At 64.0% G+C, this 26,003-nt stretch carries 18 protein-coding genes; 10 read left to right on the top strand and 8 right to left on the bottom strand.

Annotated features, from left to right (window positions below; translation table 11 throughout):
* Positions 1 to 211 precede the first annotated feature (211 nt).
* The gene (locus EMB92_RS06110; protein WP_150394145.1) at positions 212 to 1,585 is read left to right on the top strand and encodes an ATP-binding protein; all 1,374 of its coding nucleotides are present in this window, start codon (positions 212 to 214) and stop codon (positions 1,583 to 1,585) included.
* Between the two features lie 273 nt (positions 1,586 to 1,858).
* Positions 1,859 to 3,349: an MATE family efflux transporter gene (locus EMB92_RS06105; RefSeq protein WP_190973575.1), complete on the top strand. Its 1,491-nt coding sequence runs from the start codon at positions 1,859 to 1,861 to the stop codon at positions 3,347 to 3,349.
* Positions 3,350 to 3,690: 341 nt separating this feature from the next.
* Here EMB92_RS06105 and EMB92_RS06100 read toward each other — a convergent pair whose 3' ends face one another.
* The 6 genes from EMB92_RS06100 to EMB92_RS11975 all read right to left on the bottom strand — a co-directional run bounded on the left by EMB92_RS06100 (position 3,691) and on the right by EMB92_RS11975 (position 12,286).
* Entirely contained in the window at positions 3,691 to 5,145 is a 1,455-nt protein-coding gene (locus tag EMB92_RS06100) for a sugar nucleotide-binding protein (protein WP_150394143.1), read from the bottom strand.
* Between the two features lie 121 nt (positions 5,146 to 5,266).
* The gene (rfbB, locus tag EMB92_RS06095) at positions 5,267 to 6,289 is read right to left on the bottom strand and encodes a dTDP-glucose 4,6-dehydratase (RefSeq protein WP_150394142.1); all 1,023 of its coding nucleotides are present in this window, start codon (positions 6,287 to 6,289) and stop codon (positions 5,267 to 5,269) included.
* Positions 6,290 to 6,370: 81 nt separating this feature from the next.
* Complete coding sequence (locus tag EMB92_RS06090) at positions 6,371 to 8,998, bottom strand: family 78 glycoside hydrolase catalytic domain (protein ID WP_449727605.1); 2,628 nt, start codon at positions 8,996 to 8,998, stop codon at positions 6,371 to 6,373.
* On the bottom strand, positions 8,961 to 9,161 hold the full coding sequence (locus EMB92_RS06085) for a hypothetical protein (RefSeq protein WP_150394140.1): 201 nt from the start codon (positions 9,159 to 9,161) through the stop codon (positions 8,961 to 8,963). Before EMB92_RS06085 ends, EMB92_RS06090 begins: the two co-directional genes overlap by 38 nt.
* A 181-nt stretch (positions 9,162 to 9,342) precedes the next feature.
* Positions 9,343 to 10,521: a UDP-galactopyranose mutase gene (glf, locus tag EMB92_RS06080; RefSeq protein WP_150394139.1), complete on the bottom strand. Its 1,179-nt coding sequence runs from the start codon at positions 10,519 to 10,521 to the stop codon at positions 9,343 to 9,345.
* A 100-nt stretch (positions 10,522 to 10,621) separates the two neighbouring features.
* The gene (locus tag EMB92_RS11975; protein ID WP_150394138.1) at positions 10,622 to 12,286 is read right to left on the bottom strand and encodes a glycosyltransferase family 2 protein; all 1,665 of its coding nucleotides are present in this window, start codon (positions 12,284 to 12,286) and stop codon (positions 10,622 to 10,624) included.
* A 452-nt stretch (positions 12,287 to 12,738) separates the two neighbouring features.
* On the opposite strand from EMB92_RS11975, the gene EMB92_RS06070 reads away from it, so the two are divergent.
* Positions 12,739 to 13,284: a hypothetical protein gene (locus tag EMB92_RS06070; protein ID WP_150394137.1), complete on the top strand. Its 546-nt coding sequence runs from the start codon at positions 12,739 to 12,741 to the stop codon at positions 13,282 to 13,284.
* A 27-nt stretch (positions 13,285 to 13,311) separates the two neighbouring features.
* Here EMB92_RS06070 and EMB92_RS06065 read toward each other — a convergent pair whose 3' ends face one another.
* Positions 13,312 to 14,385: a glycosyltransferase family 2 protein gene (locus EMB92_RS06065; protein WP_150394136.1), complete on the bottom strand. Its 1,074-nt coding sequence runs from the start codon at positions 14,383 to 14,385 to the stop codon at positions 13,312 to 13,314.
* 226 nt (positions 14,386 to 14,611) lie between these two features.
* On the bottom strand, positions 14,612 to 15,388 hold the full coding sequence (locus EMB92_RS06060; protein WP_190973604.1) for a TetR/AcrR family transcriptional regulator: 777 nt from the start codon (positions 15,386 to 15,388) through the stop codon (positions 14,612 to 14,614).
* 593 nt (positions 15,389 to 15,981) lie between these two features.
* On the opposite strand from EMB92_RS06060, the gene ftsY reads away from it, so the two are divergent.
* From ftsY to EMB92_RS06025, 7 genes are all read left to right on the top strand, one after another.
* Positions 15,982 to 17,325, top strand: coding sequence for a signal recognition particle-docking protein FtsY (ftsY, locus tag EMB92_RS06055; RefSeq protein WP_395951903.1), 1,344 nt, complete (start codon positions 15,982 to 15,984; stop codon positions 17,323 to 17,325).
* A 205-nt stretch (positions 17,326 to 17,530) separates the two neighbouring features.
* On the top strand, positions 17,531 to 18,817 hold the full coding sequence (locus tag EMB92_RS06050) for an ammonium transporter (RefSeq protein ID WP_150394134.1): 1,287 nt from the start codon (positions 17,531 to 17,533) through the stop codon (positions 18,815 to 18,817).
* A gap of 1 nt (position 18,818) precedes the next feature.
* Positions 18,819 to 19,157, top strand: coding sequence for a P-II family nitrogen regulator (locus EMB92_RS06045; RefSeq protein WP_043165676.1), 339 nt, complete (start codon positions 18,819 to 18,821; stop codon positions 19,155 to 19,157).
* A gap of 130 nt (positions 19,158 to 19,287) precedes the next feature.
* On the top strand, positions 19,288 to 21,180 hold the full coding sequence (locus EMB92_RS06040) for a [protein-PII] uridylyltransferase family protein (RefSeq protein WP_150394133.1): 1,893 nt from the start codon (positions 19,288 to 19,290) through the stop codon (positions 21,178 to 21,180).
* Between the two features lie 235 nt (positions 21,181 to 21,415).
* The gene (locus EMB92_RS06035; RefSeq protein ID WP_150394132.1) at positions 21,416 to 22,774 is read left to right on the top strand and encodes an MATE family efflux transporter; all 1,359 of its coding nucleotides are present in this window, start codon (positions 21,416 to 21,418) and stop codon (positions 22,772 to 22,774) included.
* Positions 22,775 to 22,800: 26 nt separating this feature from the next.
* Complete coding sequence (dnaB, locus tag EMB92_RS06030) at positions 22,801 to 24,339, top strand: replicative DNA helicase (RefSeq protein WP_395951842.1); 1,539 nt, start codon at positions 22,801 to 22,803, stop codon at positions 24,337 to 24,339.
* Positions 24,340 to 24,358: 19 nt separating this feature from the next.
* Positions 24,359 to 25,996, top strand: a complete 1,638-nt coding sequence (locus EMB92_RS06025) for a Mur ligase family protein (RefSeq protein ID WP_190973602.1) — start codon at positions 24,359 to 24,361, stop codon at positions 25,994 to 25,996.
* Positions 25,997 to 26,003: the final 7 nt, after the last annotated feature.

Genomic DNA, 26,003 nt, shown 5'->3' with positions numbered 1-26,003 from the left:
GGCAGCCACGATGCGCGGCGGATGTGGGTCTCGGCGATGGTTGTGAGTACTGCTCACGTGACCGGCACAGTGAAAATTCGCTCATGAAATGTGGGAATCACCTCAAAAATGGCTCATGAAATGTGCAGACATGAGGAAAACTCGCTCATGAAATGTGGATCCAATGGTAGTCTGACCTTGCGGAGACAAGCGGATCCAAGGAGGCGTGGACATGACGTATCTCGAACGCAAGGTGGACTGGTTCCTCGAGGAGTGGAAATCGGACCCGGACCGCAAGCCCCTGATCGTCAGAGGGCCGCGTCAGGTCGGCAAGACCGAGGCGATCCGCCGCTTCGCCTCACGCAACTACGGCAGCGTCATCGAGATCAACTTCGTGGAGGATCCGCGCTACAAGGCCATCACGGCCGACGGGTACGGGGCCGACGCGATCGTGCGCAGCATCTCGCTGATCGACCCGTCCAAACGGTTCGTCCTTGGGGACACGCTGATCTTCTTCGACGAGATGCAGGAACATCCCGACATCGCCACGGCGCTCAAGTTCCTCAGGATCGACGGCCGGTTCGACGTGATCTGCAGCGGGTCGATGCTCGGCATCAGCTACAAGCGCATCGAGAGCAACAGCGTAGGCTACAAGACCGACTACGAGATGCGGTCCATGGACTTCGAGGAGTTCATGTGGGCCAAGGGCCACGACCACGGCGTGGCGGACCGTATGCTGGAGCGCCTCGTGTCGGCGTCCCCGTTCTCTCGGGTCGAAATGGACGTGTTCTCCTCAATGTTCCTGGACTACTGCACGCTCGGCGGCATGCCCGAGGTGGTGAGCTCCTACGTCGACAGGGGCACGTTCGAGGGGACGCTGGACATGCAGCGCCAGCTCGTGCTCGACTACCGGGAGGACATCCGCAAGTACGCCCAGGGCATGGACCAGGCGCGCATCCTGAACGTGTTCGATCACATCCCCGTGCAGCTGGCTAGGGAGAACAAGAAGTTCCAGATCAGCAAGGTCGCCCGCGGCGCCAGGTTCCGCGACTACCGGGGCTGCGTGGAGTGGCTGGAGATCTCGGGCATGGTCAACATCTGCCGGTGCCTGCACTACCCGGAACTGCCGCTGAAGGGCAACTACGACGACAACAAGTTCAAGATCTACTTCGGCGACACCGGGCTCCTGGTGGCCATGCTCGACAACGAGGCTAGCGATGACCTGCGCGCCAACCGCAACCTCGGCGTCTACAAAGGTGCCCTGTACGAGAGCATCGTCGGCGAGGCGCTGAGCAAGAGCGGATACGACCTCTACTACTACTCTAAGGAGGACTCAACACTGGAGCAGGACTTCTTCGTGCGCACGCGCGACTCGCTGGTGCCCGTCGAGGTCAAGGCAAGGAACGGGACCGCGAAATCATTGCGCACGCTCGTCTCGTCCGACGCGTATCCCGACATCCGGTTCGGCGTCAAGTTCTCCGCCGGCAACATCGGATCCAGCAACCACCTGTTCACCACTCCCTATTTCACCGCGTTCCTCCTGCAACGCCTCCTCAAGGCCTACGACAACGGGGACGCGCCCCTCATCGACAATCCGGACCGCTGACACCGTACCGACGAAGGAACCGGCAAAGCCATTCGCGACGGCCGTTCCGTCACGGCATTCCCCCATACGCGAGACCGATCCCCGCGGGCCTGATGTTCGTTCATGCCGACGAACGCGCCTTCGCCGGCATGAACGCGTCCGACTCCAAGTCGCCGGGGTCCCGGACAGCGCCCCTGACAAGGGATCCCAAAAATCTGGCGCAGAGCCCCGGTTGTTCCGATGGTGGCGTATCGTATCCGCGATACGCCACCATCACTCGTATTCGGAGGGCATATGCGCCGAGGTCTCCTGCTGAACCTGATCAGCAACATCGTGTTCTTCGTCAGCGGATACGCGCTGCACTTCTTCCTCGGCAACACGATGCCGCCGGCCGCCTACGGCGTGGTCGGCACGATCATCACGGTTCTCGACTTCGAATACATGTTCGTCTCCAACGGCGCCCGCCAGTCCGTCGCCAGCGAGATCTCCCGCCGCCGATACGCCTTCCGTGACGTCGTCGGCAAGACGCTCGCCTTCCAGATGATCGTCGTCGCGTTCTTCTTCTGCGTGAACTTCCTCGGCGCGCCCCTGTTCGGCATCGTGCTCAACGATGCCTTACTTGATCGATACTTCCGCATCGCCGCGTTCCTCGTCGTCGTCAACGGCCTGCAGACCGTCCTGCTCGGCGTCAACGACGGACTGCAGCGATTCGGCACGAGCGCGCTGCTGAGCACGTTCTACCCGATCTCCAAACTCGGCGTGATCCCGCTCATCATCTTCGTGTTCCGCAGCGACCCGGTCATCGGCGTCGAAATCGGCTTCCTGCTCGCCGTGGTCCTGACGATCCTGCTCGGCTGCGCGCTGCTGTTCGCACGGCGCGGGGAGCTGCGGGAATTACAGGCGCTTGATGGAGACCGACGGGCATCGGAGCGCATCCCGTTCCGCTACGTCGCCACGCACACGCTGAGCTTCTCGTTCTTCTTCATCATGGTCTCGCTCGTGCTGAGCGTTGACACCCTGATCGTCAAGGCGGTCGTCGAACCCGCCTCGATGGCCGGCTACTACACCGGCGCGATGAACTTCGGCAAGATCGCCTACTACCTGCTGCAGGCGTTCTCCACGATCATCCTGCCCGTGGTCGCGAAGCTGGTGGGGGAGGGGCGGCGAGACGAGGCCGTCTCGCGCACTGCGGACCTGCTGCTCGTGGCGTTCGTGTTCATCCTGCCGATCTGCGCGGTCGTCTCGGCGAGCAGCTCGGACCTGCTGGCGGCCTTCTACGGCCCGTCGTTCGATGTGGCCGCGCCCGCCCTGTCATGTCTCGCGTTCTCGAACTTCTTCATGGGCATCACGGTGATCCTCAACATGGTGCTGAACTCGTTCGGTTCCAGCCGGTTCTCCGACGTGCTGTCCATCGTGTCTCTCGTGGTCGTGATCCCGGTGTTCATCATCGCCGCGCGGATGTTCGGCATCACGGGCATCGCCGTGGCCAGCGTGACCTGCACAGGGCTCGCGATGTTGGTCACGTTCCTGCGCGTGCGGCAGAAGGTCGGCCACGTGATGCTGCGCCGCACATGGATCGTATTCGGGGCGAATGTGGCCTTGTGGCTGGTCGTGCGGCTTGGTTTCACATATTTTGGCGGTGCTCTTGGAACAGGAGCCGCCGGCAAGGGCTTCGAGCTGCTCGCGCTCGCCGCGGCGTATGCGTTCATCTACGTCGCCTACTTGGTGGTGCTCTTCGCCGCCAAGGTCATCACCGTGAACCAGCTCAGGGCATTGGGCAGGTAGCACGTGAGTGCTGGAGACAACGATGTCATTCGACGCGGTTTGAGATATTCGAGACCGTGCTTTCGTTTGTTCTGACGTAATGCTTGTTCCGCGGGTTCTAACTCTGTTATGAGGGGTACTTTCGCCCGCTTGCGGACATCTATCTGCGTTACGAGGGGTACGTGTACCAAGTACAAAGGCTCGAAAACCGCTTGACTGTGTGACCATTATGCGGTTCCCGAGCCTGTATACCTGAGGTATGTACCCCTCATAAGCAAGATAGATGTCCGCAACGAAGGAAAAGTATCTCTTGTAACGCGGGAAGCAACCAAAACGGCGCCTTCTCTTGTGAAAGTTGGTGTTTACTTCCCGAGTTCCCGGGCGACGTATTCCTTGAGGCTGTTCTCCCAGTCGGCGGGTGTGTATCCGGCCTGTTCGATCTTGCTCAGGTCGAGCGCGGAATGGACCGGCCTTGGGCTCACGGGGTTCTTCGCGTTGGCGAAGTACTCGGCGGTCGAGATGGGCTTGACCTTGTCGCCATTGCCGTTGGTCTGTTCGAACACGGCCGCGGCGATCTCGGCCCAGTTCCTGACCGCACCGCTTCCGGTGAGGTTGTACGTGCCATACGGCGCGTGCGTGTCGAGCAGGTGGAAGATCGCCTCGGCCATGTCCTTCGTGAACGTCAGACGACCATACTGATCGTCCACCACGGTCACGTGATCCAACGCATCCGCCGGGTCGGCCACACGGTTCGACAACATCATCATGGTCTTGACGAAGTTGTGACCCTCGCCGATCACCCAGCTGGAACGCAGGATGTAATGCTCCGGCGCATTCGCCACCGCGATGTCGCCCGCGGCCTTCGACTGCCCGTACACGCCCAACGGCGCAAACGCCTCCGACTCCGTATGCTCCTCACACGTCCCATCGAACACGTAATCCGAACTGACGTGCACCAGCGTGATGTGATGCTCCGCGGCCACGCGCGCCAGCAGGGCCGGGCCGGCCGCGTTCGCCTTCCACGCCACCGGGCGGCCCTCCGCGGTCTCGGCCCGGTCGACGGCCGTGTACGCGCCCGCGTTGATGATCGTCCCGTACAGCGACCAGTCGAACCGCTCGTACGCCGTCGGATCGGAGAAGTCGAACGTGTCGATATCCGTGTACTCGAACCCCTCCAAGTGGTGCGCCTCGGCGTAGGCGCGGATCGCATGACCCAACTGCCCGTTGCAGCCCGTCACCAACGTGCGCTTCGGCGCCATCGGCTTCGCATCGGCGAGCATCGGGTGATGCAGGTCCGCCTCAGACCGCTCCGACTCCTCGAGCGGGATCGGCCACTGGATGTTGAGGGTCGGGTCGGCGAGGTTCACGAACGTGTACGTCTTCTTCTGCTCCAGACTCCAGTGCGCGTTCACCAGATACGTGTACACCGTCCCATCCTGCAAAGCCTGGAAGCTGTTGCCCACGCCACGCGGCACATAGATCGCACGCGACGGATCCAACCGCGTCGTATACACCTGACCGAAGCTCTCGCCCGGACGCAGATCCACCCACGCGCCGAAGATCTCACCGGCCGCAATGCTGATGTACTTGTCCCACGGCTCCGCATGGATGCCACGCGTCACGCCCTTCGTCGCGTTGAACGAGATGTTGTTCTGCACCGGACCGAAATCCGGCAACCCCAGCGCGGTCATCTTCGCACGCTGCCAGTTCTCCTTGAACCAGCCGCGATTGTCCCCGTGCACCGGCAGATCAAACACCAACAGGCCCGGAATATTCGTCTCCGTGACCCTCAGTTCCTTCTCGAACTCAAAAGACATGATCTTCGTTCCTATCGTCGAATTTCTACGTTGTTCGTGACCGCCTACAGTGGCGTGCCTGTATCTCTCCCCCAGTCAGCTCCGCTGACAGCCCCCTCGTCAGAGGGGGCCGAGGGCGGACTCACTGTCCCTGCTGCTTGTACTTGGCTTCGGTGGCGGCCTTGGCGGGCTCCCACCAGGCGCGGTTGTCCGTGTACCACTGGATCGTCTGCTCGAGACCCTTCTGGAAGTCCGTGTGCACGGGCCGCCAGCCGAGCTCCGTGCGCAGCTTCGTCGAGTCGATCGCATACCGGCGGTCATGACCCGGACGGTCCTTCACCCAGTCGAAGTCGTCCGGATCCTTGCCCATGACGGTCAGGATGTCGCGCAGCACGGTCAGGTTGTTCCTCTCGCCGTTCGCGCCGATCAGATACGTCTCGCCGATGCGCCCCTTCGTCAGGATCGTCCACGCGCCCGTCGAATGGTCGTCCGTGTGGATCCAGTCGCGCACGTTCGACCCGTTACCGTACAGCTTCGGCCTAAGGCCGTCCAGGATGTTCGTGATCTGACGCGGGATGAACTTCTCCACATGCTGGTACGGACCGTAGTTGTTCGAGCAGTTCGAGATCGTCGCGCGGATCCCGAACGTGCGATGCCACGCACGCACCAGCAGATCCGAACTCGCCTTCGTGCTCGAATACGGGGACGACGGATGATACGGGGTCTGCTCGGTGAACTTCGCCGGATCATCCAGCGCGAGATCGCCGTACACCTCGTCCGTGCTCACGTGATGATAGCGGATCCCGTACTTGCGCACGGCCTCCAAGAGGCGGAACGTGCCCTCCACGTTCGTCTTCAGGAACGGCTCCGGGTTCGCGATCGAGTTGTCGTTGTGCGACTCGGCCGCGTAGTGCACGATCGCGTCATGACCCGGCACCAGCTTGTCGAGCAGCTCCGCGTCGCAGATGTTGCCATGCACGAACTCCACACGATCACCCAGAATCGAACGGATGTTTTCAAGGTTGCCCGCATAGGTCAGCGCATCCAGGACCGTGACATGCACGTCCGGATGGTTGTTGTACACGTAGTGCACGAAGTTCGAACCGATGAACCCACAGCCACCGGTCACAATGATGTTATGGGGGGTAAACACTTCTTCAGCCATACCTTACAAGTGTACAGGCGGGCCTTCCGCGGTCCCGGCGGTAGCGCGAGCGGGAAGACCGTCCAGAGTTGGTTGCCCACCCTACCCGATGCGTATCTCGTGTTTGCCCGCGGACAAGATGACCGGTGACACCTCGCTCTTAGCCGACTCTCCGCCAACCGTCTTCCCATCGACGACGATCTCCCCTCCATCCGCCGGCTCCAGCAACGTAGCTCGCATGCCATTGGGGACGCTGACGGTCGCCGTGATCCGCCCGTTGGTGGCCTGCGACGCCTTGATCCGAACCGGCCCCAACGGCGTTGCGGTCTCCGTCGTGACGGTCTGCCCATCGCCCAGTTGCAGCCGTATCTCGGCCTTCGACCATCCTGCGGCGGTCGGTATGACTCCGGCTGTGCCCTGTGCCAGGGCGGTCGGTCCGCCGGCGCCCCACGGGTGACTGAAGGTCATGTTGGGCTTGAGTTGCGGATTCCACGCCTCCGGCGCGATGGTCGCGCCCAACGCCTTGATGATAGTCAGATAGGATCGGGTGTCGCCCGAATCGTCGGTTAACAGACGTTGCGCCAACTGTCCGTTGCCGGTCCGATACAGTCCCATGTACAGGAAGTAGGCGGCATAGATGCTGCCTTCGGTCTGATGTCCGCTGTCGGTGACTGCCTTGGCGATGCTGTCCGCCTGTGCGTCGTCGGCGTATACGCCCGCCCACAGCGCGTAGTAGTCGTTCTGCGCGATGTGATGTTCCACGAGACCGCCATTGGCGTTCAGCCCGTCGTGGAACGACGCGGTGGTGGAGTCGTAGAGTTTCGCGAGCACGGTCGTTTTGATGGACTTGGCCATGTTGTTGTACAGCTCCGCATCGGTCTGCGACCCCACGATTTCGGCGAGATGCGCCATCGACGTATACGCGCGATACGCGACGGCGTTGACGGCGGTCTTGTACCGTGTGTTATCGAAGTCGTATCCGACGGTTTCGCTGCGCGGCCAATCCACCAGATCGGTGGTGTCCGCGGTCGTCCGCACCAGCCCGATCGCCTCGTCGTAGGTCACCGTGTCGAGCAGAGGCTTCAGCCGCTCGTAGACGCTGCGCACGTACGTGTCGTCGCCGGTGTGCAGCCAATCCTCGTACACGCCGATCGCGGTCATGAGCCGGTATTCGGTGTACTGCGTCGGCGAATCCAGCAGATAGTTCCATGTGTTGCGGATGGGCAGCGGATCGTCTTCCATGGCGTAGGAGAGGTCGGCGATGATCAGCGCGTCTCCCTCGTAGATGCCTCGTTCGCGGGTGACGCTGTCGGGGATCGTGTCGATGGTGGTCGCGTCCGCAGTGCGCCACCCGAACTCCCACAGGGTGTTCAACGCCGTGACATTCGACTGGAATGACGATGTTCCCGCGCCGCCGTCCATAACGACCTGCAACCCCTTGATGCCGCGAGCATCGAGCGTTCCCGGGTAATTCGTGATCGTCGCATAACGGAACCCCTTGAGGCTCATGCCGCGCCAAGACATGGTGCCCTGCATATGCCACGTCTCGTGGTAATGGTTGCCGGTGCGCAGCGCGCTCCTCGCCTTGCCGTTCTCCAACTCCTCGCCGAGATCGATGGTGATATCTGTGGCGGGCGCATCGGTGACGGACAGTTGGACGTCCCCCTCGATCTCCCTGCCGAAGTCCACCGTCCAGGAGCCGTCCGCGTTATGGGTGATCGACGCGGGATCGACGATTGTGCGGCTGGTGTTGCTGGTGATGGCGGGGCGCAGGGTCCTGTCCTGTGGGAATGTGGCGTACGTGGGCTGGCGCCAGGATGTGGTTGTCTGTATCGTCGATGACAGTGTGCCCTGCTTCTGCCAGTCGGCCGGCCATCGCGTCACATCCACGTTCTGTGCGAGTTCGGCGTAATACATGGTGCCGATGCTCTGCGTCGGGTCACTGTAGACGATGTCGTCAGTCTGCATAGCCTGCGTGATCGCGTGATCTCGCGCGGAATTGTAGACGACGGCGCTGGTGCCATCATCATAGAAATAGGTCAACTGCATCAGCAGTCCCGCGGCGTTCCCATCCGACGATGAATAGGCGTACGCGCCGATCATGTTGGAAGACGTGCGACGCAGATGCTTGGTGATGTCGTAGGCGTTGTAGTGCACCGTGCCGCCGGAGCTCCGATTCGGCCCCACGCCGATCTCCTCGCCATTGACGTACAGGTCGTACACGTTGCGTCTGGCTGCCTCCGTATTCAACCCCGTGACGGTGAGAACAGCCTTGGCTACCTTCGCGCTGGATCTCACGCTCGCCCGGAACAACCCCGAATGGCCGCCGGCCCACATCAGATCCGTGGACTCCCACGCGCGTCCGACCGCGGTGACGAAAGGCGTTTTGGATGAGGACTCCTGACTACCGTCCTGGTATTTCACGTCGACGGTCCAGTAGTAGAGCTGATTGTCCTCCGTCTTCTCCCGTAGCCCCTCGACGGTGACCGCCGTCTGCCGGGAGGACTTCACCCATTCGCCGCGGAAGACCGGGCGCTCGCCGTCCGCGTGGGAATACACCGTGATGCGATACGCCTGTTGCGGTGACGTTCCCGGATTCACCCAGCTGAAGGTCAGGGCGTACCGGTCCACTGCGGTGGCATTGGCGAGCAGGCTGGTTCGCGTCCCCGTGATCGTGGAGGAATCATCGTTTTTATTCAGATTTTGCTTCGGGGGGGGGGCTTGCCACAAAGCCTGCTATGACGATCGTCACGATGATGACCGGAATCAGCACGGCGACAATCCATTGCCGCCTCCGACGGGTCTGCCGGGTCGCCTTGCGTGCCTTGTGAGTGCCGCGATTGGCTCCGCGCATGATGGGTCCCCTTCCTCCCTGATTCTCGGTCTGTTCCATCGGTCTGTTTGTTCTCGGTCTGTTCCCGGTACGGGATGCCCGATACGGTCGATCTGAATGATCTGAATGAGGATGGCCGGTTCGATCACCTCGGGAAGACCAATCGAACCGGCCATCACACAGCTGAATCACACGGTCGAATCAGATGCGTCGAATCGACTCCGACCGAGCCTGCGGGCCCTCACTTCGCCAGCAGCGGAGCCACCTGCTCCTCGTACGCGGTCAGCGCCGTGTCGATGACGTTGTGCATGTCGTAGTACTTGTACGTGCCGAGACGGCCGCCGAACACGGTCTTCGGCTCGGCGGCGGCCTTCGCAGCGTACTGCGCGTACAGGGCCTTGTCCTCGTCGGTGTTGATCGGGTAGTACGGCTCGTCGCCGCGCTCAGCGAATCGCGAGTACTCCTCCCACACCACGGTCTTGCCGGGCGTGTACGACGCGGCGCGCTCCGGGTTGAAGTTCTTGAACTCGATCGCGCGGGTGTACGGCACGTCCGCATCGGAGAAGTTCATGACCGGGCAGCCGAAGTGGTCGTCCTCGTCGTAGCGGACCTCCTTGAAGTCGACCGTGCGCCACTTGAGGTCGCCGAGCTCGTAGTCGAAGTAGCGGTCGACCGGACCGGTGTACACGACCGGCACGCCTGCCTCGCGCAGCGCCTTCTTGTTGTACGGCTGCGTTTCGTCGAAGAAGTCGACCCCGAGCTCCACCGTGATGCGCGGATCGTCGATCATCTTCTCGAACCACGCGGTGTAGCCGTCCTTCGGCAGGCCCTCCCACGTGTCCTTGAAGTAGCGGTTGTCGTAGTTGAATCGCACCGGCAGTCGCTTGATGATCGACGCCGGCAGTTCGGCCGGATCGGTCTGCCACTGCTTGGCCGTGTAGTTCTTGATGAACGCCTCGTACAGCGGGCGACCGATCAGCTGGATGCCCTTGTCGTTGAGGTTCTGCGGATCGGACCCGGCCAGCTCGCCCGCCTGCTCCTCGACCAGCGCGCGAGCCTCGGCGGGCGTGTAGTGCGCGCGGAAGAACTGGTTGATCGTGCCCAGGTTGATCGGCAGCGGGTAGACCTCGCCGTCGTGCGTGGCGTACACGCGATGCACGTAGTTCGTGAACTCGGTGAAGCGATTCACGTACTTCCACACGCGTTCGTTCGACGTGTGGAACAGGTGCGCGCCGTACTTGTGGATCTCCGCGCCCGTCTCCTTGTCGAAGTACGAGTACGCGTTGCCGCCGATGTGATCGCGCACGTCGATGATGTGCACCCGCGCGCCCGCGTGCTCCACCGCCTGCTGGGCGATGGTCAGGCCGAACAGGCCCGCGCCTACGATCACCAGATCCGGGTATTGCGTGTTTTCCGCCATCAATATTCCTTACTGCTCAGGTGCATGTGGACGCACTTGCGCCGCATGCACGTGACATCCATCCTCGATTAGACTACCTCTCAGTCCCGCTTTGCGTTTGTCACGCCAGCTCCTCACCATCCGGCGAGTACGTCGGTTTGGCCAGCGACGCGGGCAGGATCCGCTTGACACTCTCCTCGAACAGTCGCATTCTTCGCACGCCCATGCACTGCATGCGCTGCGCGAACGTCAGCTTGCCGCGCAGCTCCTCCAGTTCGGCCGTGTCGAGCGCGAACTGCTCCTGATGCTCCGGCACGTCGAAGTCGGGCGCGGATTTCGCCTGTTCGTACGCGGTCACCATCGTGTAGTAGCTGCGGGCGGGCAGGATCCCCTTGTCGAACGCGAACCGGAAGTTCGCCGTCCCCGCCGTGAACCGGTCGTGATAGTAGCGGAATCGCCGACGCTCATCCGCATCGCCATCCAGCACCCGGTACAGCACGACATCCATGTCCGCGACCTTGCTCATCCGCGAATACAGCTCTCCCGCGGCCAGCAGCTCCGGCGAGTAGATGCCCTCCGGCAGTCGCACGTCGTCCCACACCGACGCGCGATACAGTCGTCCCCAGTCCTCGTCGTTCAGATACCGCGCCTCCGTGTTGTGCCCGAACTCGTCGCCGAGCACGCGCACGCTCTTCAGGAACACGCTCTGATACGCCTCGAGCGCGTCGGTGAACACCGTCACCGACTCCGGCTCGCGCGCGCCCTCGGCCGACACCTCGGACACCGCATACAGCTGGTCGGGCGTGAACCGCTCCCAGTGCGACTTGGCCATATCCGCACCGGTCTTGATCAGCGCGTGCAGCAGCAGTTCGATGGCGCGGCGATCCAGCACTCCGTCGCTGCCCACGAACGCCACGTACTCGCCGTGCGTCGCATCCAGTCCGGCGTTCCTCGCCCGCGCCGCGACGTCGCCGTTCTCAGCCGCAGCGTCGTCGATCGCATCGATCGCACTATCGACGACGCCGATCGCGGAGGCATTGTCGTCTACGTGGTCGGGGGCGTCGTGATCGACATCGTCGACGGGAACTGTATCGTCGACGGGGATCGCCGCGTCATGCGTGCTGGGCTCTGTCTCGCTTTCGGGACCCATGACTTCGCTCTCAGGGTCCGTGCCCGACTTATCAGGCTTATCGCCCCGCTCCCCGCCGCCGTTCGATGCATTGAGATCGCTCAGCATGATCGTCTTCACACGGTCGTCGCGACGCGCGTACTCGTCGAGAATCGCCGGACCGTCGTCGTTCGACCCGTCGTCGACCAGAATCACCTCGAGATTCGCGTACGACTGGCGCAGGATCGAATCGACGCAGTATCGCACGGTCTCCGCCGCGTCGTGCACCGTCACGATCACCGACACCAGCGGCGAGACGGGGGATTGGGACTCATCGCCCGCGGCCACGAACTTCGGCATCACCCGGTGCGCTCGATTGGCGCGATCCGCCCGGCGCGCGGCGCGTTCCTCGCCCGTCGGCGCATACGACGGCTCGATCGCGGCCGGTGTGGTCGGAGTGACAGACGCAGCCGAAGTAACGGGCACAGTCGGCGTGGCGGACGCAACCGGCGTGCCCGGAGTGGCCGAGACGGCCGGTGCCTCCGCCGCGTCGGCCGTGGCCTGCGGCGGTGTGGTCGGAATCGCGTCGCCCGACGGTCCACTCTGAACCCCCGCCTCCGCCGAAAGCGGCGACTCAGGACTCGGCGATGCGTACGGTTGCAGAGGCTCTTGCGGCATATATTCCCTCAGACTTCCTTCCCGACGGTGACTTCCGACTACGACGATTCCAGATTCCAGCAATGATTCCAACTACAGCGACTCATAACCTATCCTCCCCGCAGCCCCGCCACCCCAAAATGTTCGAATCCATCCCAATAACTCCATGACGCCTTCATACGAACTTCACGATTTGTTCGATTTTGCCCCCCTCGGTCGTGTTCGTGCAGTGCCCTCTGCGGGCTATTAGTCCTAGGCGCCCCCGCATGTTCGGTGCCGCGGTGTCTGAATGGAATATGCGGCAATCATCTCGGCAAACCATCTTGGCGGGGCTTGGCGGGGCGCGGTCCTGAATTTGCGGACGGTTTTGTTCCGCGTGGTGAGCGATGGTTGCGGTGCTATCCGGAATGAGTAGTCTATTGCGGGTTTCCCTGTGCGAAGGGTGATAAAAGAAACGAAGGAGTGCATACGCTATGACGAGCGAGCAGAGCGAGCAGAAGAACGAGAACATTACCGAAACTACCGGCGTCGCCGAGAATGCGAAGAACGCCGAAACCGCCACCCCCGCCGCCAAGCAGTCAAAGAAGGACCCGATCATCGGCATCATCGTCGCGATCGTGGTGGTCGTGATTGCGGTCGTCACGTTCATGCTGATCAACGGCGGCGACAAGGCGAGCGCCGAATCCGTCGAGAACTGCCAGCTGCAGGTCGAGGCCCTGAAGGCGCATCAGGAGGCGCTGAAGACCACGCAGGAATCGGCCGACGAAGCCGCCAAGCTCACCGCGAAGGACGTCGAGGACGCCTCCCTGCTGGACGACCTCAAGACCGCGCAGGCCGAGGTCGACAAGCTCGGCGACGCCCCCACCTGCCCGGCCGACGGCTCCCAGCAGGAGGTCGACGACGCCACTCAGACCATCCGCGACTACGCCGACAACCTGCGTGGCGCCACGAGCAGCCTCGACGCCGCCGCCAAGGCCGCGATCGCCTCCAACGAGGCACTGACCGGCACCGCCGAGTGATCGGGGGATTACTATCGGGTAAGAGGTTTAGTTGAACCCGACCACGCGCTCGGCCACGCGATACCCCCAGCGGATCACGAATCGCCCGGCCGAGCCGTGCAGGTTCAGTGCCCGAGACATCGGCTTGCGTCGCACATCCCGATAGATCGACGACGAATGATCGCGGATGTCGGACCACAGCTGCTTCTTCTTCGCGTAGTTCTCCGAGTCGCGCGAGAGAATCAGGAACACGCTCGCCACCGAGCTCTCGATCGCGAGGAAGTGGATCATGTACCGGTACAGGCCGTCCGGCACGGTCCCACGCTCCGGCGTCGCCTCGACCATGCGATGATTGACCAGAATCAGCTGGTCGACGCGGCGGATCATCACGTCGGTCTGCACGCTCTGCCCGTCGCGTCCGGTGAAGTAGTGGTAGAACGGCGTATCCAGATATCGCAGCGACTTCACCCACGGGAACGGCTGGTACGCGTAGATGAAATCGACGTAGAACGTGTGCTCCGGCAGCTGCATCCCCGACTCGCGCACGACGGCCGTGCGGAAGATCAGCGCATGCATCAGGATGTATTCGGCGAGTCCGAAATGTCCGAGATCGTCCCAGGTGAGGCGCTCGCCGGCCTTCATCGCGTGGCGGAAGTTGACTTCGTGCTTGTGCCGCTTGCCGACCTTGTCGTACACGTAGTTGGTCACGAGCATGTCGATCGGGGCGTCCGCGTCGATGCCGCCCTTCTCGACCTCGTCGCGCAGCACGCTCATCACCTGTTCGAGCGATTCCGGTCCGACCCAGTCGTCGGCGTCGACGACCTTCACGTACATGCCGCGGGCGGCGGCGATGCCGGTGTTGACCGCGCCGCCGTGCCCCTTGTTCTCTTGATGGATCGCCTTGACGACTCCGGGGAATCGCCGTTCGAATGCGCGCGCCACCTCCAGCGTCGAGTCCTTCGATCCGTCGTCGACGACGAGCACCTCGATATCGTCGATGCGTTTCGCCGCCGTGAGCGAGAGCACGCAACGCTCCAGATACGTTTCCATGTTGTAGGCCGGAACCACGAAGGTGAGTGTCTTGGGCGTCCTGTTGGCCGTCGTCGTCGCCGGTAGTGTCATATGGTTTCGGTCCTCAACGTCACAAATCGGGTGGTACTTTCAACGCCACAGACTAGCACTCATTCGACTAGGCGGGCATTAGGATACATATTCTGCACATCGCGCAGCACAGTATGCGGCCCGTCGGGAGATTGATCATCGGGGAATCGGGGGCCTCTTCATCCCGCCGATATAGGCAAGTTGTGACAACGATAATTGCCACGACGTGCCGAAAGGCGATCAGGAATCACGTTGTGGCATTCGCCGCATCTGTCATACCCGTCGTATCCAGTGCATCCGCCTCTCCGCCTACGTCACCATTCGCGTCCGTGGTCTCCGTGGTTTCATCGGGATCCGCGGTTGCGGTCGTCGCCGTGCCCCTCGTCGTCGCCGCGGCCTTCTCCGCCGCCCGCCGCGCGCGCTCGCCCTCGAACAGCAGTTTCGGCTTGGAATCGAGGCGACTCAACCCGTGCCACGCCAGATCCACGATGTACGCGGCCAGCTGCTCCTTGCTCACCTTCGGCCGATCCGCCCAGTACTGTCCGGTGAACACGGTCATGCCGACGAGCATCTGCGCGTAGTACGGCACGCCCTTCGGCGAGAGCTTCTGCCGTTTGAACGCCGCCGTGAGCAGGTCCTCGACGCGCAGGGAGATGTCGCCCAGCAGCGAGCTGAACGATCCGGACGGGTCGGTGCTCGGCGAATCGCGCGAGAGCACCTGGAACCCCTCCGCGTTCTCCTCGATGTAGGTGAGCAGCGCCAGCGCGGTGCGTTCGACGATCCGCCGCGGGTGCATCGTCGGATCGTCGAGCGCGGCGGTGAGCGTGGAGGTCAGCGCCTGCATCTCGCGATCGACGATGACGGCGTACAGGCCCTCCTTGCCGCCGAAATGCTCGTAGACGATCGGCTTGGAGACCTTCGCGTGACTGGCGATCTCCTCGACGCTCACCGCCTCGAATCCCTTGGCCGCGAACAGCGACCGTCCGATGCGGATGAGTTGCTCCCGTCGCTGATACGACGTCATACGTGAGGAAGTGACCATATGAGCGCAGTCTAGTCGGCGGCTTGGTCGGGGGCCGGGATGCCTTGCGGCGTACGTTCTCTGTGGTTGATTACGGCCTGATCCCGGAATGCGTACGTTGAGCCCGGATCAGCATACGTTCCTCGTGGCGATATTGGCCCTATCACCCGTGTTCGTACGCTGCCGTCGGCTTGGCGTACGTTTTCGGGTGATAGGGAGGCTAAAGCCACGATCTGCGTATGTTGAGCTGTGTCTGGCGTACGTAAGTCGTGGCTGGCGCCGAGATACCCCCGATCAACGTACGAATGTCGTCGGGCCTGGTGGGGTCAGCCGGGGCTGGACCGGGACTGGCCGGGACTGACCGGGTCCTGCCGACCAGCCAATAGACGCCCTTCATTAGACTGGGGATCATGGATAGCAATACTTTGGCCATGATTGGCGTCGGCGTAGTCGCGATCGTTCTGATCCTGCTCGCCGTGTGGTTCTCCAAGTCGCGTAAGCGCGATCTTGACAAGGTCTTCGAGGAGCGCGAGCAGCTCCGCGAACGGGAAGAGCAGGACGAGGAACGGCGCAGGGCCGATGAGGCCGCAAAGGCCGTGAAGGAGTCGACGACCGTCGAGCCGACGGAGACATCGTCGAAGCGACCGGCAGAGGAACGTTCCGATACGTCCGAATCGGCCGGTTCGGACAAGACCGCCGAAGTATCCACCTTCGATGGGGAACCGGCCGGAACGGGCCCGTCGACTGCGTCGGCCGATCAATTCGAGGAGACCGAGGGATCCACCGTTTCCGAGGACTCCGAAGTCGCGGCCCCCCAGCCCGCCGCCGAAGAATCCAAGGCCGATGAATCGGCTCCGGAAACCCAGCCCGAATCCACGCCTCGTCCGGCACCGTCCGCCCAGCCCGAATCCAAGACTGAGCAGCCCGCACAGCCGGTTCCTGCCCCCCAGCCCGTAACTCCCCAGCCCGCACAACCAACCCCCGAACCCACAGCCCCCAAGTCCGAAGCCCCGGAGAAGGTCGTCTCCCGACTGACCCGCCTCAAGGAGAAGCTTGCCAAGTCGAGCAACCCGTTCGGCAAGGCCCTGTTCAACATCCTCACCAAGGACAACCTCTCCGAATCCGACTGGGAGGACGTCGAGGACACGCTGCTGCTCGCCGACGTCGGCGCCGAGGCCTCCGGCCAGCTTGTCGACGATCTGCGCACCGACGCCCGCGTCACCGGCAAGGCGACTCCCGACGAGGTGCGCGCGGCCCTGAAGGAGAAGCTCCTCGATCTGGTCGGCCGTGACATGGATCGTCGACTGAACGCCGACAAGCCCGGCGCGAACAGGCCAAGCGTCATCATCATGGTCGGCGTCAACGGCACCGGCAAGACCACGACCGCCGGCAAGCTCGCCCGACTGTTCGTCTCCGAGGACAAGAAGGTCGTCATGGGTGCGGCCGACACGTTCCGCGCCGCCGCCGCCGATCAGCTCGAGACGTGGGGCGCCCGTGTGAACGTGCCGGTCGTGCGCTCCGACAAGGACGGCGCCGATCCGGCGTCGGTCGCCTTCGAGGCCAGCGCGAAGGCCAAGGAGATGAACGCCGACGTGCTCATCATCGACACCGCCGGACGTCTGCAGAACAAGTCCAACCTGATGGACGAGCTCGGCAAGATCCGCCGCGTCACCGAGAAGAACCTGCCCGTCGACGAGGTCCTGCTTGTCCTCGACGCCACCACCGGCCAGAACGGCATGACCCAGGCCAAGGTGTTTGCCGAGGCGATCGGCATCACCGGCGTGGTCCTCTCGAAGCTCGACGGCTCCGCCAAGGGCGGCATCGTGATCTCCGTACAGAAGGAGCTCGGCGTCCCCGTCAAGCTCGTCGGCCTCGGAGAAGGCCCCGACGACCTCGCCCCCTTCACCCCCGAATCCTTCGTCGACGGCATCCTCGCCTGACCCGATGATCTGACTCGATTAACAATCGCGTAACCTGCCGTAACGAACTCAAAACCAACCGGGCGTTCACTACCGAACTGTTAGCCCCGTTACAGGGGACGGCAATAACGAACAGAGACCCGATCCGTCGTGCGGCAGGCCGTGACATCAAGTCAGGGCGCGGCGCGCGCGGCCAGACCGGGAAGGACAAGAGAGGGAGGTAGACATGGATTCCGGAAACACCGCATGGATTTTGACTTCCGCGTCCCTGGTTTTCCTCATGACGCCGGGTGTGGCGTTCTTCTACGGTGGCATGGTCCGTGCGAAGGCCGTGCTGAACATGCTGATGCTCGAGGCGGCGGCACTGTCGGTCACCATGGTCATCTGGACCCTGTGGGGCTGGTCGATCGCCTACGCCGGCAGTGACATCGGCGGCATCTTCGGCGATCCGGCCTCCGGCTTCCTGCTGAAGGATTCGATGGTCGCCCAGGACGGCGTGTTCACCACGACCGGCCTGAACGCGAACAAGTACCCGGTGTCCGTCGACGTGGCCTTCCAGGCCGCGTTCGCGATGATCACCGTGGGCCTGATCTGCGGCGCCATCGCCGAGCGTGTCAAGTACAGCACGTGGATGATCTTCGTGGCCCTGTGGATCACGTTCGACTACGCTCCGCTGGCGCACATGGTCTGGAACAAGGGCCTGCTGTCCGGCACCGGCGCGATCTCCACCGCCATCGGCGCCGCCGCCCACGATTTCGCAGGTGGTACGGTCGTCCACATCAACGCCGCAGTCGCCGCGCTCGTGATCGTCCTGATCATCGGCAAGCGCAAGGGCTTCGCCGTGCAGCCGTTCCGTCCTCACAACGTTCCGTTCGTGATGCTCGGCGCGTTCCTGCTGTGGTTCGGCTGGTTCGGCTTCAACGCCGGTTCCGCGTTCGCCGCGAACGGCACCGCCGGCTACGCGTGGGTCTCCACCTCCGCCGCCGCGGCCGCCGCCATGCTCTCCTGGGGCTTCACCGAGAAGATCCGTACCGGCCACTACACCGCGATGGGTGCGGGCTCCGGTATGGTCGCCGGCCTGGTCGGCATCACCCCGGCCGCCGATGTGGTCTCCCCGCTGTGGGCGATCGTCCTCGGCGCGATCGTCGGCATCCTGACGTGCCTGGCCTGCGGACTCAAGTTCAAGCTCGGCTACGATGACTCCCTCGATGTCGTCGGCGTCCACGGCGTCGGCGGTCTGACCGGCACCGTCCTCATCGGCTTCTTCGGCGAGGGCACCGGCCTGCTGGCCGGCGGCGACTGGAAGCAGCTGGTCGTCCAGATCGTCATCGCCCTGTGCGCGATCGTCTACTCCGCCGTCATCACCGCGATCATCGCCTTCGCTCTGGAGAAGACGATCGGCTGGCGCGTCACCGAGGCTCAGGAGGTCGGCGGCATCGATCTTGCCGATCAGGGCGAGCGTGCTTACGATTTTGCTGGTACCGCCAGCTCCGTCCTCAAGGAGGTGAGGTGAGATGAAGCTCATCACCGCAATCATTCAGCCCCATAAGCTCGACGACGTCAAGGAGGCCCTCGCGGCCGCCGGCGTGCACGGTCTGACCGTCTCCGAGGCCAACGGCTACGGCCGTCAGCGCGGACACACCGAGGTCTACCGTGGCGCCGAGTACACCGTCGACCTGATTCCGAAGATCCGCATCGAGGTCCTGTCCGACGATGCGGACGCCGAGACCCTCGTCGGCGTGATCGTCAAGGCCGCCGGCACCGGCACCATCGGTGACGGCAAGGTCTGGGTCGCGCCCCTCGATTCCGTCACCCGCGTGCGTACCGGCGAGTCCGGTTCCGCCGCGATCTGACGATTGACAGTCGTCCGGACTTTTGCGTGACTTCGTCCACGGGTTCGGGCCATCAATAGACAGGGAGTCCCCGCACGCTGCTATCGGAGCCGTGCGGGGACTCTTTTGATACACAGGAAAAGAGCTGGCAATGACCTCAGCGGTGGATGGTCTCAAGCAACGATTCATGGAAATAAGCCGTCCGGACGACGACGGCGTGTACCGTAACGGCGCGGCCAAACGCAAGGCCCGCACCGAACTCGCGATGACGAGCCTCAAGGCCCTGTGGGCCGAGGCGACGGCCGCCACAAGCTTCCCCGTCCCCGATCACGGCATCGGATTCGCCGCGGTCGGCTCGCTCGCCCGCGGCCAGATCGGCCCGTCCTCCGACCTCGATCTCGTCATCATCTACGATCCGCATGCGATCAACGACCAGCAGCTCAACGAGCTCGCCAACAAACTGTGGTATCCGCTGTGGGATTCCGGACTCGACCTCGACCATTCGATCCGCACGCGTCAGCAGTGCGAATCGGTCACCGATCATGATCTGCCCGCCGCGATGGGCTGGCTCGACGTCGACCCGATCGCCGGTGACACCGTGCTCATCCGCGAAACCTCCGATTCGATCCTCGAACGCTGGCGCAAGGCTGCGCGCAAACGCCTGCCCGAACTGCTCGACTCCGCGAAGTCGCGTCTCGACGAGTTCGGTCGACTCCAATACCTGAACCAGCCCGACGTCAAGGAGGCGCGCGGCGGCCTGCGCGACTCGGTCCTCGTCTCCGCGCTCGCCGTCTCCTGGCTGGCCGATCGCCCGCACGGCGTCTACGACGAGGCCGTCGACCGTCTGCTCGACGTGCGCGACTGCATCCATCTGGTCGCCAACAAGGACACGAACCTGCTGCTCACCCCCTATCAGGACAAGGTCGCCGCGATGCTCGGCCTCGCCGACCCGACCCTGCCGGCCGGCGGCGAACGTGAGGCCAAGTCGATCGACGACATGCAGACGATGCTCGCACGCATCGGTCGCCGCATCGCGTTCTCGCTCGACTCCACCGCCTCCCGCGCCGAGCATTCGCTCACGCACGAGAAGCCGCGATTCGCGTTCTTCCAGATGTTCTCCCAGCGTGCCGGCGGCCACCGCGAGGCGCCGAAGTTCGACATCCTCGCGCCCGGCGTCGCCGAACACGAGCATGAGGTCGTGCTCGCGCCCGGCGTCGACCCGTCCGCCGACGCGTCGCTCGCCCTGCGCGTCGCGGTCGCGGCCGGACGCCACGGCCTGCCGATCAACCCGGGAACGCTCACCAACCTGCGCCGCTGCCCGATCCACTCGAACCGGTGGGATGATGCCTCGCGTGCGCTGTTCATCGACCTGCTCGCCTGCGGCCCCGCGCTGCTCGACGTGTGGGAGGAGATCGATTTCGCGGACATTCCGGGCAAATGGATGCCCGAATGGCTCGGCATCCGCAATCGCCCGTCCGTGTCGGCCGCGCACCGATACACGATCGACCGCCATACGATCGAGGTCGTGACGCGACTGGGGCGCGAGGTCGGATTCCCGTCGGCCGCCGCGCGGTCGGGCGAGGGGACGAACTCCGGCGAAATCCTCTCCGCCGATGGCACGGTCCGCTACGACGACCGCCACTACGCCGCGCTGCTGCTCGCGGGGCTCCTGCACGACATCGGCAAGCGTTCCGGCATCGCCGACCACGCGGCCGAAGGCGCACGCCACGCGCCGGTCATCGCCCGACGCATGGGCTTCGACGACGACACCGTGCGCATGGTCACGTTCCTCGTGCGCGAACACCTGACGCTGAGCGAATTCGCGACCGGCCGCGATCCCAACGATCCGGCGGTCGGTCGCGAGCTCGCCGATCGCGTGGATCACGATCCGGTCCTGCTCGACATGCTCTACGATCTGACGCGCGCCGACGGCTCGTCGCTCGGCGCGACCCCCGAGGAGACGATCACCAAGCGATACGGCTGGAGCAAGTGGAGGGAGACCCTCGCGCGCCAGATGGTCATGGCGGCCCGCGCGCAGATGTGACTGGCATCGCGACACGCGCGGGGAGGAATGTGGATAGAGAAAATAGTTATCCACATTTCGGGGATAACCTTGGGGATAATCCACTAAGTTATCCACAATATGGGGATAACTTAGTGGATAACTTGGGGATAACTTATCCACAGTGCACAGGCCGCTTGCGCAATCCGAAACGCCGTGGTAATCGAATCTGAACACACGGTGAACTGGACGCCATGATCGAATCGAGGAGACAGGGATGAAGGAAACGAACGCGCGGGAATCCTCGGCATCCTCGGCCCCTTCGGCATCCAGACGCATCCTCGCCCTGGCGCTGCCGACCTTCGGCCAGCTCATCGCCGAACCGACGTTCATCCTCATCGACACCGCCATCGTCGGGCATATCGGCGATGCGGCGCTCGCCGGCCTGTCGATCGGATCGACGATCATCCTCACCGCCGTCGGCCTGTGCATCTTCCTCGCGTACTCGACCACCGCGCAGGTCGCGCATCTTCTCGGCGCGGGCCGTCGCCGCGAAGGCATGCAGGCGGGCATCGACGGCCTGTGGCTGGCGCTCGGCATCGGCGTGATCCTCGCCATCGGCCTGTTCGTGGGCGCCGAACCGCTGTGCCGCGCGCTCGGCGGCCAGAGCGAGGTGCTCGATCAGGCGGTCGCCTACACGCGGGCGATCGTCCTCGGCGCGCCCGGCATGCTGCTCGTCTACGCCGCCAACGGCGTGTTCCGCGGCCTGCAGAAGGTGCGCATCACCCTGATCGCCGCGGTCGGCGGCGCGATACTCAACACCGTGCTCGACGTCCTGTTCGTGATCGTGCTCGGCTGGGGCATCGTCGGCTCCGGCACGGCCACGCTGATCGCGCAATGGTTCATGGGATTGTTCCTTGCGATTCCGGCGATTCTGTGGGCGAAGGCCGACGGTGCGAGCCTCAAACCCCAGCTCTCCGGTCTCGCCCGGGCCGGCGGCGACGCACTGCCGCTGTTCGTCCGCACGCTCGCGATCCGCGCGGCGATGGTCGTGACCGTGGCCTGCGCGGCGCGCATGGGCACGCAGGTGCTCGCCGGATTCCAGGCGGTCAACTCGTCATGGAACTTCGCGATGAACATGCTCGACTCGGTCGGCATCGCAGGCCAGACCCTGGTCGGCGCGGCCCTCGGTGCCGGTGCGGTCGGCCGGGCCCGTCGCCTCACCGGCGCCACCGGGCGTATGGGCCTTGCGGTCGGCGCGATCATCGGATTCGGATTCGCCGTAGTCGGCCTGTTCGCCGGCCGCTTCTTCTCGCCGAGCCCGCAGATCCAGCTACTGGTCGCCGCCGGCATGGTCACGATGGGCGTGTTCTTCCCGTTGCAGGGCTGGATGATGGCCCTCGACGGCATCCTCATCGGCGCGCGCGACTACCGTTACCTCGCCGCGACCTGCCTTGCGACGGCCGGCGTCTACATCGCCGTGGTCATGGCGCTCGCCGATCTCGCCCTGCCGCGCATCCCCGGCGACTTCGCCCGCACGATCATCCTGTGGACCGTATTCAACGTGATCCTCATGGGCGGCCGCGGCCTCGCCAACGGCCTGCGCGCTCGCGGCGACCAGTGGATGCGCGCATAGCGTCCACCATCTACCGCAGTTGCACGATGAACCTATACTTAGGGGCTATGGCTGAGGAACCTTGGGAAGATGCGCGGGCCGACGACGCGTTCGTCGCGGTCGCGGGAGGCGGAGACGACTACGCCGGCGGCGGGTCGCAGAACGGCGGTAGCCGCAACGGCGGCGCCCGCGGCAACCGCAACGGCGGCTACGTACCCGGTGCGACCGGCACCCCCGTGCGCGACGCGCTCTTCGACCGCGTGCCCCCGCACGACGACGACGCGGAGATGGCCGTGCTCGGCGGCATGCTCATGAGCAAGGACGCCATCGGCGAGGTCTCGCAGATGATCGAGGTCACCGACTTCTACCAGCCGAAGCACCAGACCATCTACGAGGCGATCATCAACCTGTTCTCCGCGAGCCAGCCGGTCGACGCGGTGCTCGTCGCCAACGAACTGCTGAAGCACGGCGACCTCGACAAGGTCGGCGGCGCCGACTACCTCCATTCGCTTGTCGCGGCCGTGCCGACCGCCGCGAACGCCACGTACTACGCCGAAATCGTGCATCAGCGCGCGATCCTGCGCAACGTGATCGCCGCCGGCACGAAGATCGCCCAGCTCGGCTACTCCGCGGAGGGCTCGCAGGCCGAGGACGTCGTCAACCTCGCGCAGGCCGAGGTGTACGAGATGTCCGTTGGCAAGGTGCGTCAGGACTATTCCGCGATCTATCCGGTGGTTCGAGACACCCTCGATCAGATCGACAAGCTCCAGCAGGGCCTGGTCAACAAGGGCGTGCCGACCGGATTCCACGACATCGACGACGTGACGCAGGGCCTGCAGCCCGGCCAGATGGTCGTCGTCGCGGGACGCCCGGCCATGGGCAAGTCGACGCTCGGCATCGACTTCGCGCGTGCCGCCGCCCTGCACCACAACCTCACGACGATCGTGTTCAGCCTCGAGATGAGCAAGGTGGAGCTAGCCCAGCGCATCATCTCCGCCGAAACCGATATCCCGCTCGGAGCGCTGCGCCGCGCCGACGAGATCACGCCGGAGCGGTGGAACACGCTCAATTCGTTCTGGACGAAGCTGGAGAGCGCGCCGTTGTTCATCGACGACAGCCCGAACATGAGCCTGATGGAGATCCGCGCGAAATGCCGCCGTCTCAAGCAGACGAACGATCTCAAGCTCGTGGTCATCGACTACCTGCAGCTCATGACCTCGGGCAAGCAGGTCGAAAGCCGTCAGCAGGAGGTCTCCGAGTTCTCGCGTGCGTTGAAGCTGCTCGCCAAGGAGCTTGAGGTGCCGGTCGTGGCCCTTTCGCAGCTCAACCGTGGACCGGAGATGCGCAACGACAAGAAGCCGCAGCTGTCCGATCTGCGTGAATCCGGTTCGATCGAGCAGGACGCCGACGTGGTATTCCTCGTGCATCGCCCGGACTTCTATGATAAGGAGGACAGGCCGGGCGAGGCCGACATCATCATGGCCAAGCACCGTAACGGTCCGACCGAGACGTTCCATCTGGCGTTCCTCGGAGCGATGTCGAAGTTCCAGGACATGCCGCAGGACTACAGCAATCAGGGAGTGTGAGATGACGAATCATAATGTCATGGGCGGTTCGTGGGGTGGCTCAAACGCCCCGAGCGGCCTGTGGTACTCCTTCGCGACGCCGCTGATCGGCAAGGGCGTGCGCTGGGCGTCGCGCATCACGCATCACGGTGGATCCGCGTTGCCCGGCAAGATCGTCGAGACGATCGACCCGACGTTCCTCGCGCGCACGCTCGCGCAGCTGCCGCTCGGTGTCGTGCTCGTGTCCGGCACGAACGGCAAGACCACGACCACGCGCATGGTCGCCTCGATGCTCTCCGATCTTGGCCTGAAGGTGTTCACCAATCCGACCGGATCGAACTTCACGCGCGGCGTCGTCTCCGCGCTGCTGCAGACCGTGCCGCTCACCGGCCGGCTCGACGCCGACATCGCCGTGCTCGAGCTTGACGAGGCGTACGCCGTGCATTTCGTGCGCCAGGTCAAGCCGCGGTACGCATTGCTGCTCAACGTGATGCGCGATCAGCTCGACCGGTTCGGCGAGATCGACAACACCGCCCGACTGCTGGGCCATGTGGCGCAGGCCACCACCGGCACGGTGGTGCTCAACCGCGAGGACCCGCGCATCGCCCGCCTTGCGGGGCTTGCGCCGGTCAGCACGACGGTCAAGTACTTCGGCCTGTCCGACGACTTGAAGCGGTTCTTCCCCTCCGACGACGACATGGCGACGACCGTGTCCGTCGAGGGAGCAGCCAAGGACAAGGGCAAGGCCGATGCGCCGGCGTCCGATAAGCCGAAGACGGTCGCATCCAAGTCCGGTGCGGCGGATGGAACCGACGCCGCGGCCAAGCAGGCCCCGGCAGCCGACCTGTCCGACACGCTCACCCTGCCTCCCGTGAACCCGGAGGCCCTGGCCATCGCCACGCTGCCGGCCGACGTCACCCTGACCGAGGTCGGCGACCACGCCGCCACGTTCCGTCTGTCCGGGGAACCGGGCAAACCGGTCAGGCCCGGCGCGTCCGACAACACTGCCATCGAACGCCACACCAAGGTCAGGCTCGAAGGCGTCTACAACCTCTTCAACGCCGCCGCAGCGCTCGCCGTCGTGCGCGCGGTGATCAGGGACGCGAACAAGGCGGCGGGCTCCGCCATGCTCAAATCGATGACATCGCCGAAATTCCAAGCCTTCCGCACCCGTCTGCAGCGTTTCGCCAACGCGAAGTCCGACGATCTGATCGCCGCCGTCTCCCGCGTCACCCCGGCGTTCGGACGCGGTGAGGTCATCGACGTGAACGGTTCGCCGACCGAACTGCTGCTCGTCAAGAACCCGATGGGCTTCCGCCTCTCGCTCGCGAGCTTCCCGCCCGAGGGCGCCGACACGATGATCGTCATCAACGACGAATACGCCGACGGCCGCGATATGAGCTGGCTGTGGGACGTCGACTTCACGTCGCTCAAGGAGACCGGCGTCGCGCAGGTCTCTGGCGTGCGCGCATGGGACATGGCCCTGCGACTCGGCTACGACCAGGTGAAGGTCGAGGCGGTCGACCCCGATATCGACGCCGCGCTCGCCGCGTTCGTCAAGCGCAATCCGGGGCATCCCAAGCACATCTACTGCACGTACACCGCGATGCTCAAGGTGCGCGCCGCGCTGGGCCGCATCGCCAACGTCGCCGACGCCGGCGTGGGCACGGGCAAATAAGCGGGCA

It is taken from the genome of Bifidobacterium callitrichos (genome assembly GCF_008698085.1).
Classification (GTDB): domain Bacteria; phylum Actinomycetota; class Actinomycetes; order Actinomycetales; family Bifidobacteriaceae; genus Bifidobacterium; species Bifidobacterium callitrichos.
Note: the sequence above shows the minus strand (reverse complement) of the source record. Positions and strands in the feature narration are given on the sequence as shown.

Bases quoted from the DNA above. Each gene is read 5' to 3' on its own strand.
- EMB92_RS06110 (WP_150394145.1), top strand. From the start codon at position 212: ATGACGTATCTCGAACGCAAGGTGGACTGGTTCCTCGAGGAGTGGAAA.
- EMB92_RS06105 (WP_190973575.1), top strand. From the start codon at position 1,859: ATGCGCCGAGGTCTCCTGCTGAACCTGATCAGCAACATCGTGTTCTTC.
- EMB92_RS06100 (WP_150394143.1), bottom strand. From the start codon at position 5,145: ATGTCTTTTGAGTTCGAGAAGGAACTGAGGGTCACGGAGACGAATATT.
- rfbB (WP_150394142.1), bottom strand. From the start codon at position 6,289: ATGGCTGAAGAAGTGTTTACCCCCCATAACATCATTGTGACCGGTGGC.
- EMB92_RS06085 (WP_150394140.1), bottom strand. From the start codon at position 9,161: ATGGAACAGACCGAGAATCAGGGAGGAAGGGGACCCATCATGCGCGGA.
- glf (WP_150394139.1), bottom strand. From the start codon at position 10,521: ATGGCGGAAAACACGCAATACCCGGATCTGGTGATCGTAGGCGCGGGC.
- EMB92_RS11975 (WP_150394138.1), bottom strand. From the start codon at position 12,286: ATGCCGCAAGAGCCTCTGCAACCGTACGCATCGCCGAGTCCTGAGTCG.
- EMB92_RS06070 (WP_150394137.1), top strand. From the start codon at position 12,739: ATGACGAGCGAGCAGAGCGAGCAGAAGAACGAGAACATTACCGAAACT.
- EMB92_RS06065 (WP_150394136.1), bottom strand. From the start codon at position 14,385: ATGACACTACCGGCGACGACGACGGCCAACAGGACGCCCAAGACACTC.
- EMB92_RS06060 (WP_190973604.1), bottom strand. From the start codon at position 15,388: ATGACGTCGTATCAGCGACGGGAGCAACTCATCCGCATCGGACGGTCG.
- EMB92_RS06050 (WP_150394134.1), top strand. From the start codon at position 17,531: ATGGATTCCGGAAACACCGCATGGATTTTGACTTCCGCGTCCCTGGTT.
- EMB92_RS06045 (WP_043165676.1), top strand. From the start codon at position 18,819: ATGAAGCTCATCACCGCAATCATTCAGCCCCATAAGCTCGACGACGTC.
- EMB92_RS06040 (WP_150394133.1), top strand. From the start codon at position 19,288: ATGACCTCAGCGGTGGATGGTCTCAAGCAACGATTCATGGAAATAAGC.
- EMB92_RS06035 (WP_150394132.1), top strand. From the start codon at position 21,416: ATGAAGGAAACGAACGCGCGGGAATCCTCGGCATCCTCGGCCCCTTCG.
- dnaB (WP_395951842.1), top strand. From the start codon at position 22,801: ATGAACCTATACTTAGGGGCTATGGCTGAGGAACCTTGGGAAGATGCG.
- EMB92_RS06025 (WP_190973602.1), top strand. From the start codon at position 24,359: ATGGGCGGTTCGTGGGGTGGCTCAAACGCCCCGAGCGGCCTGTGGTAC.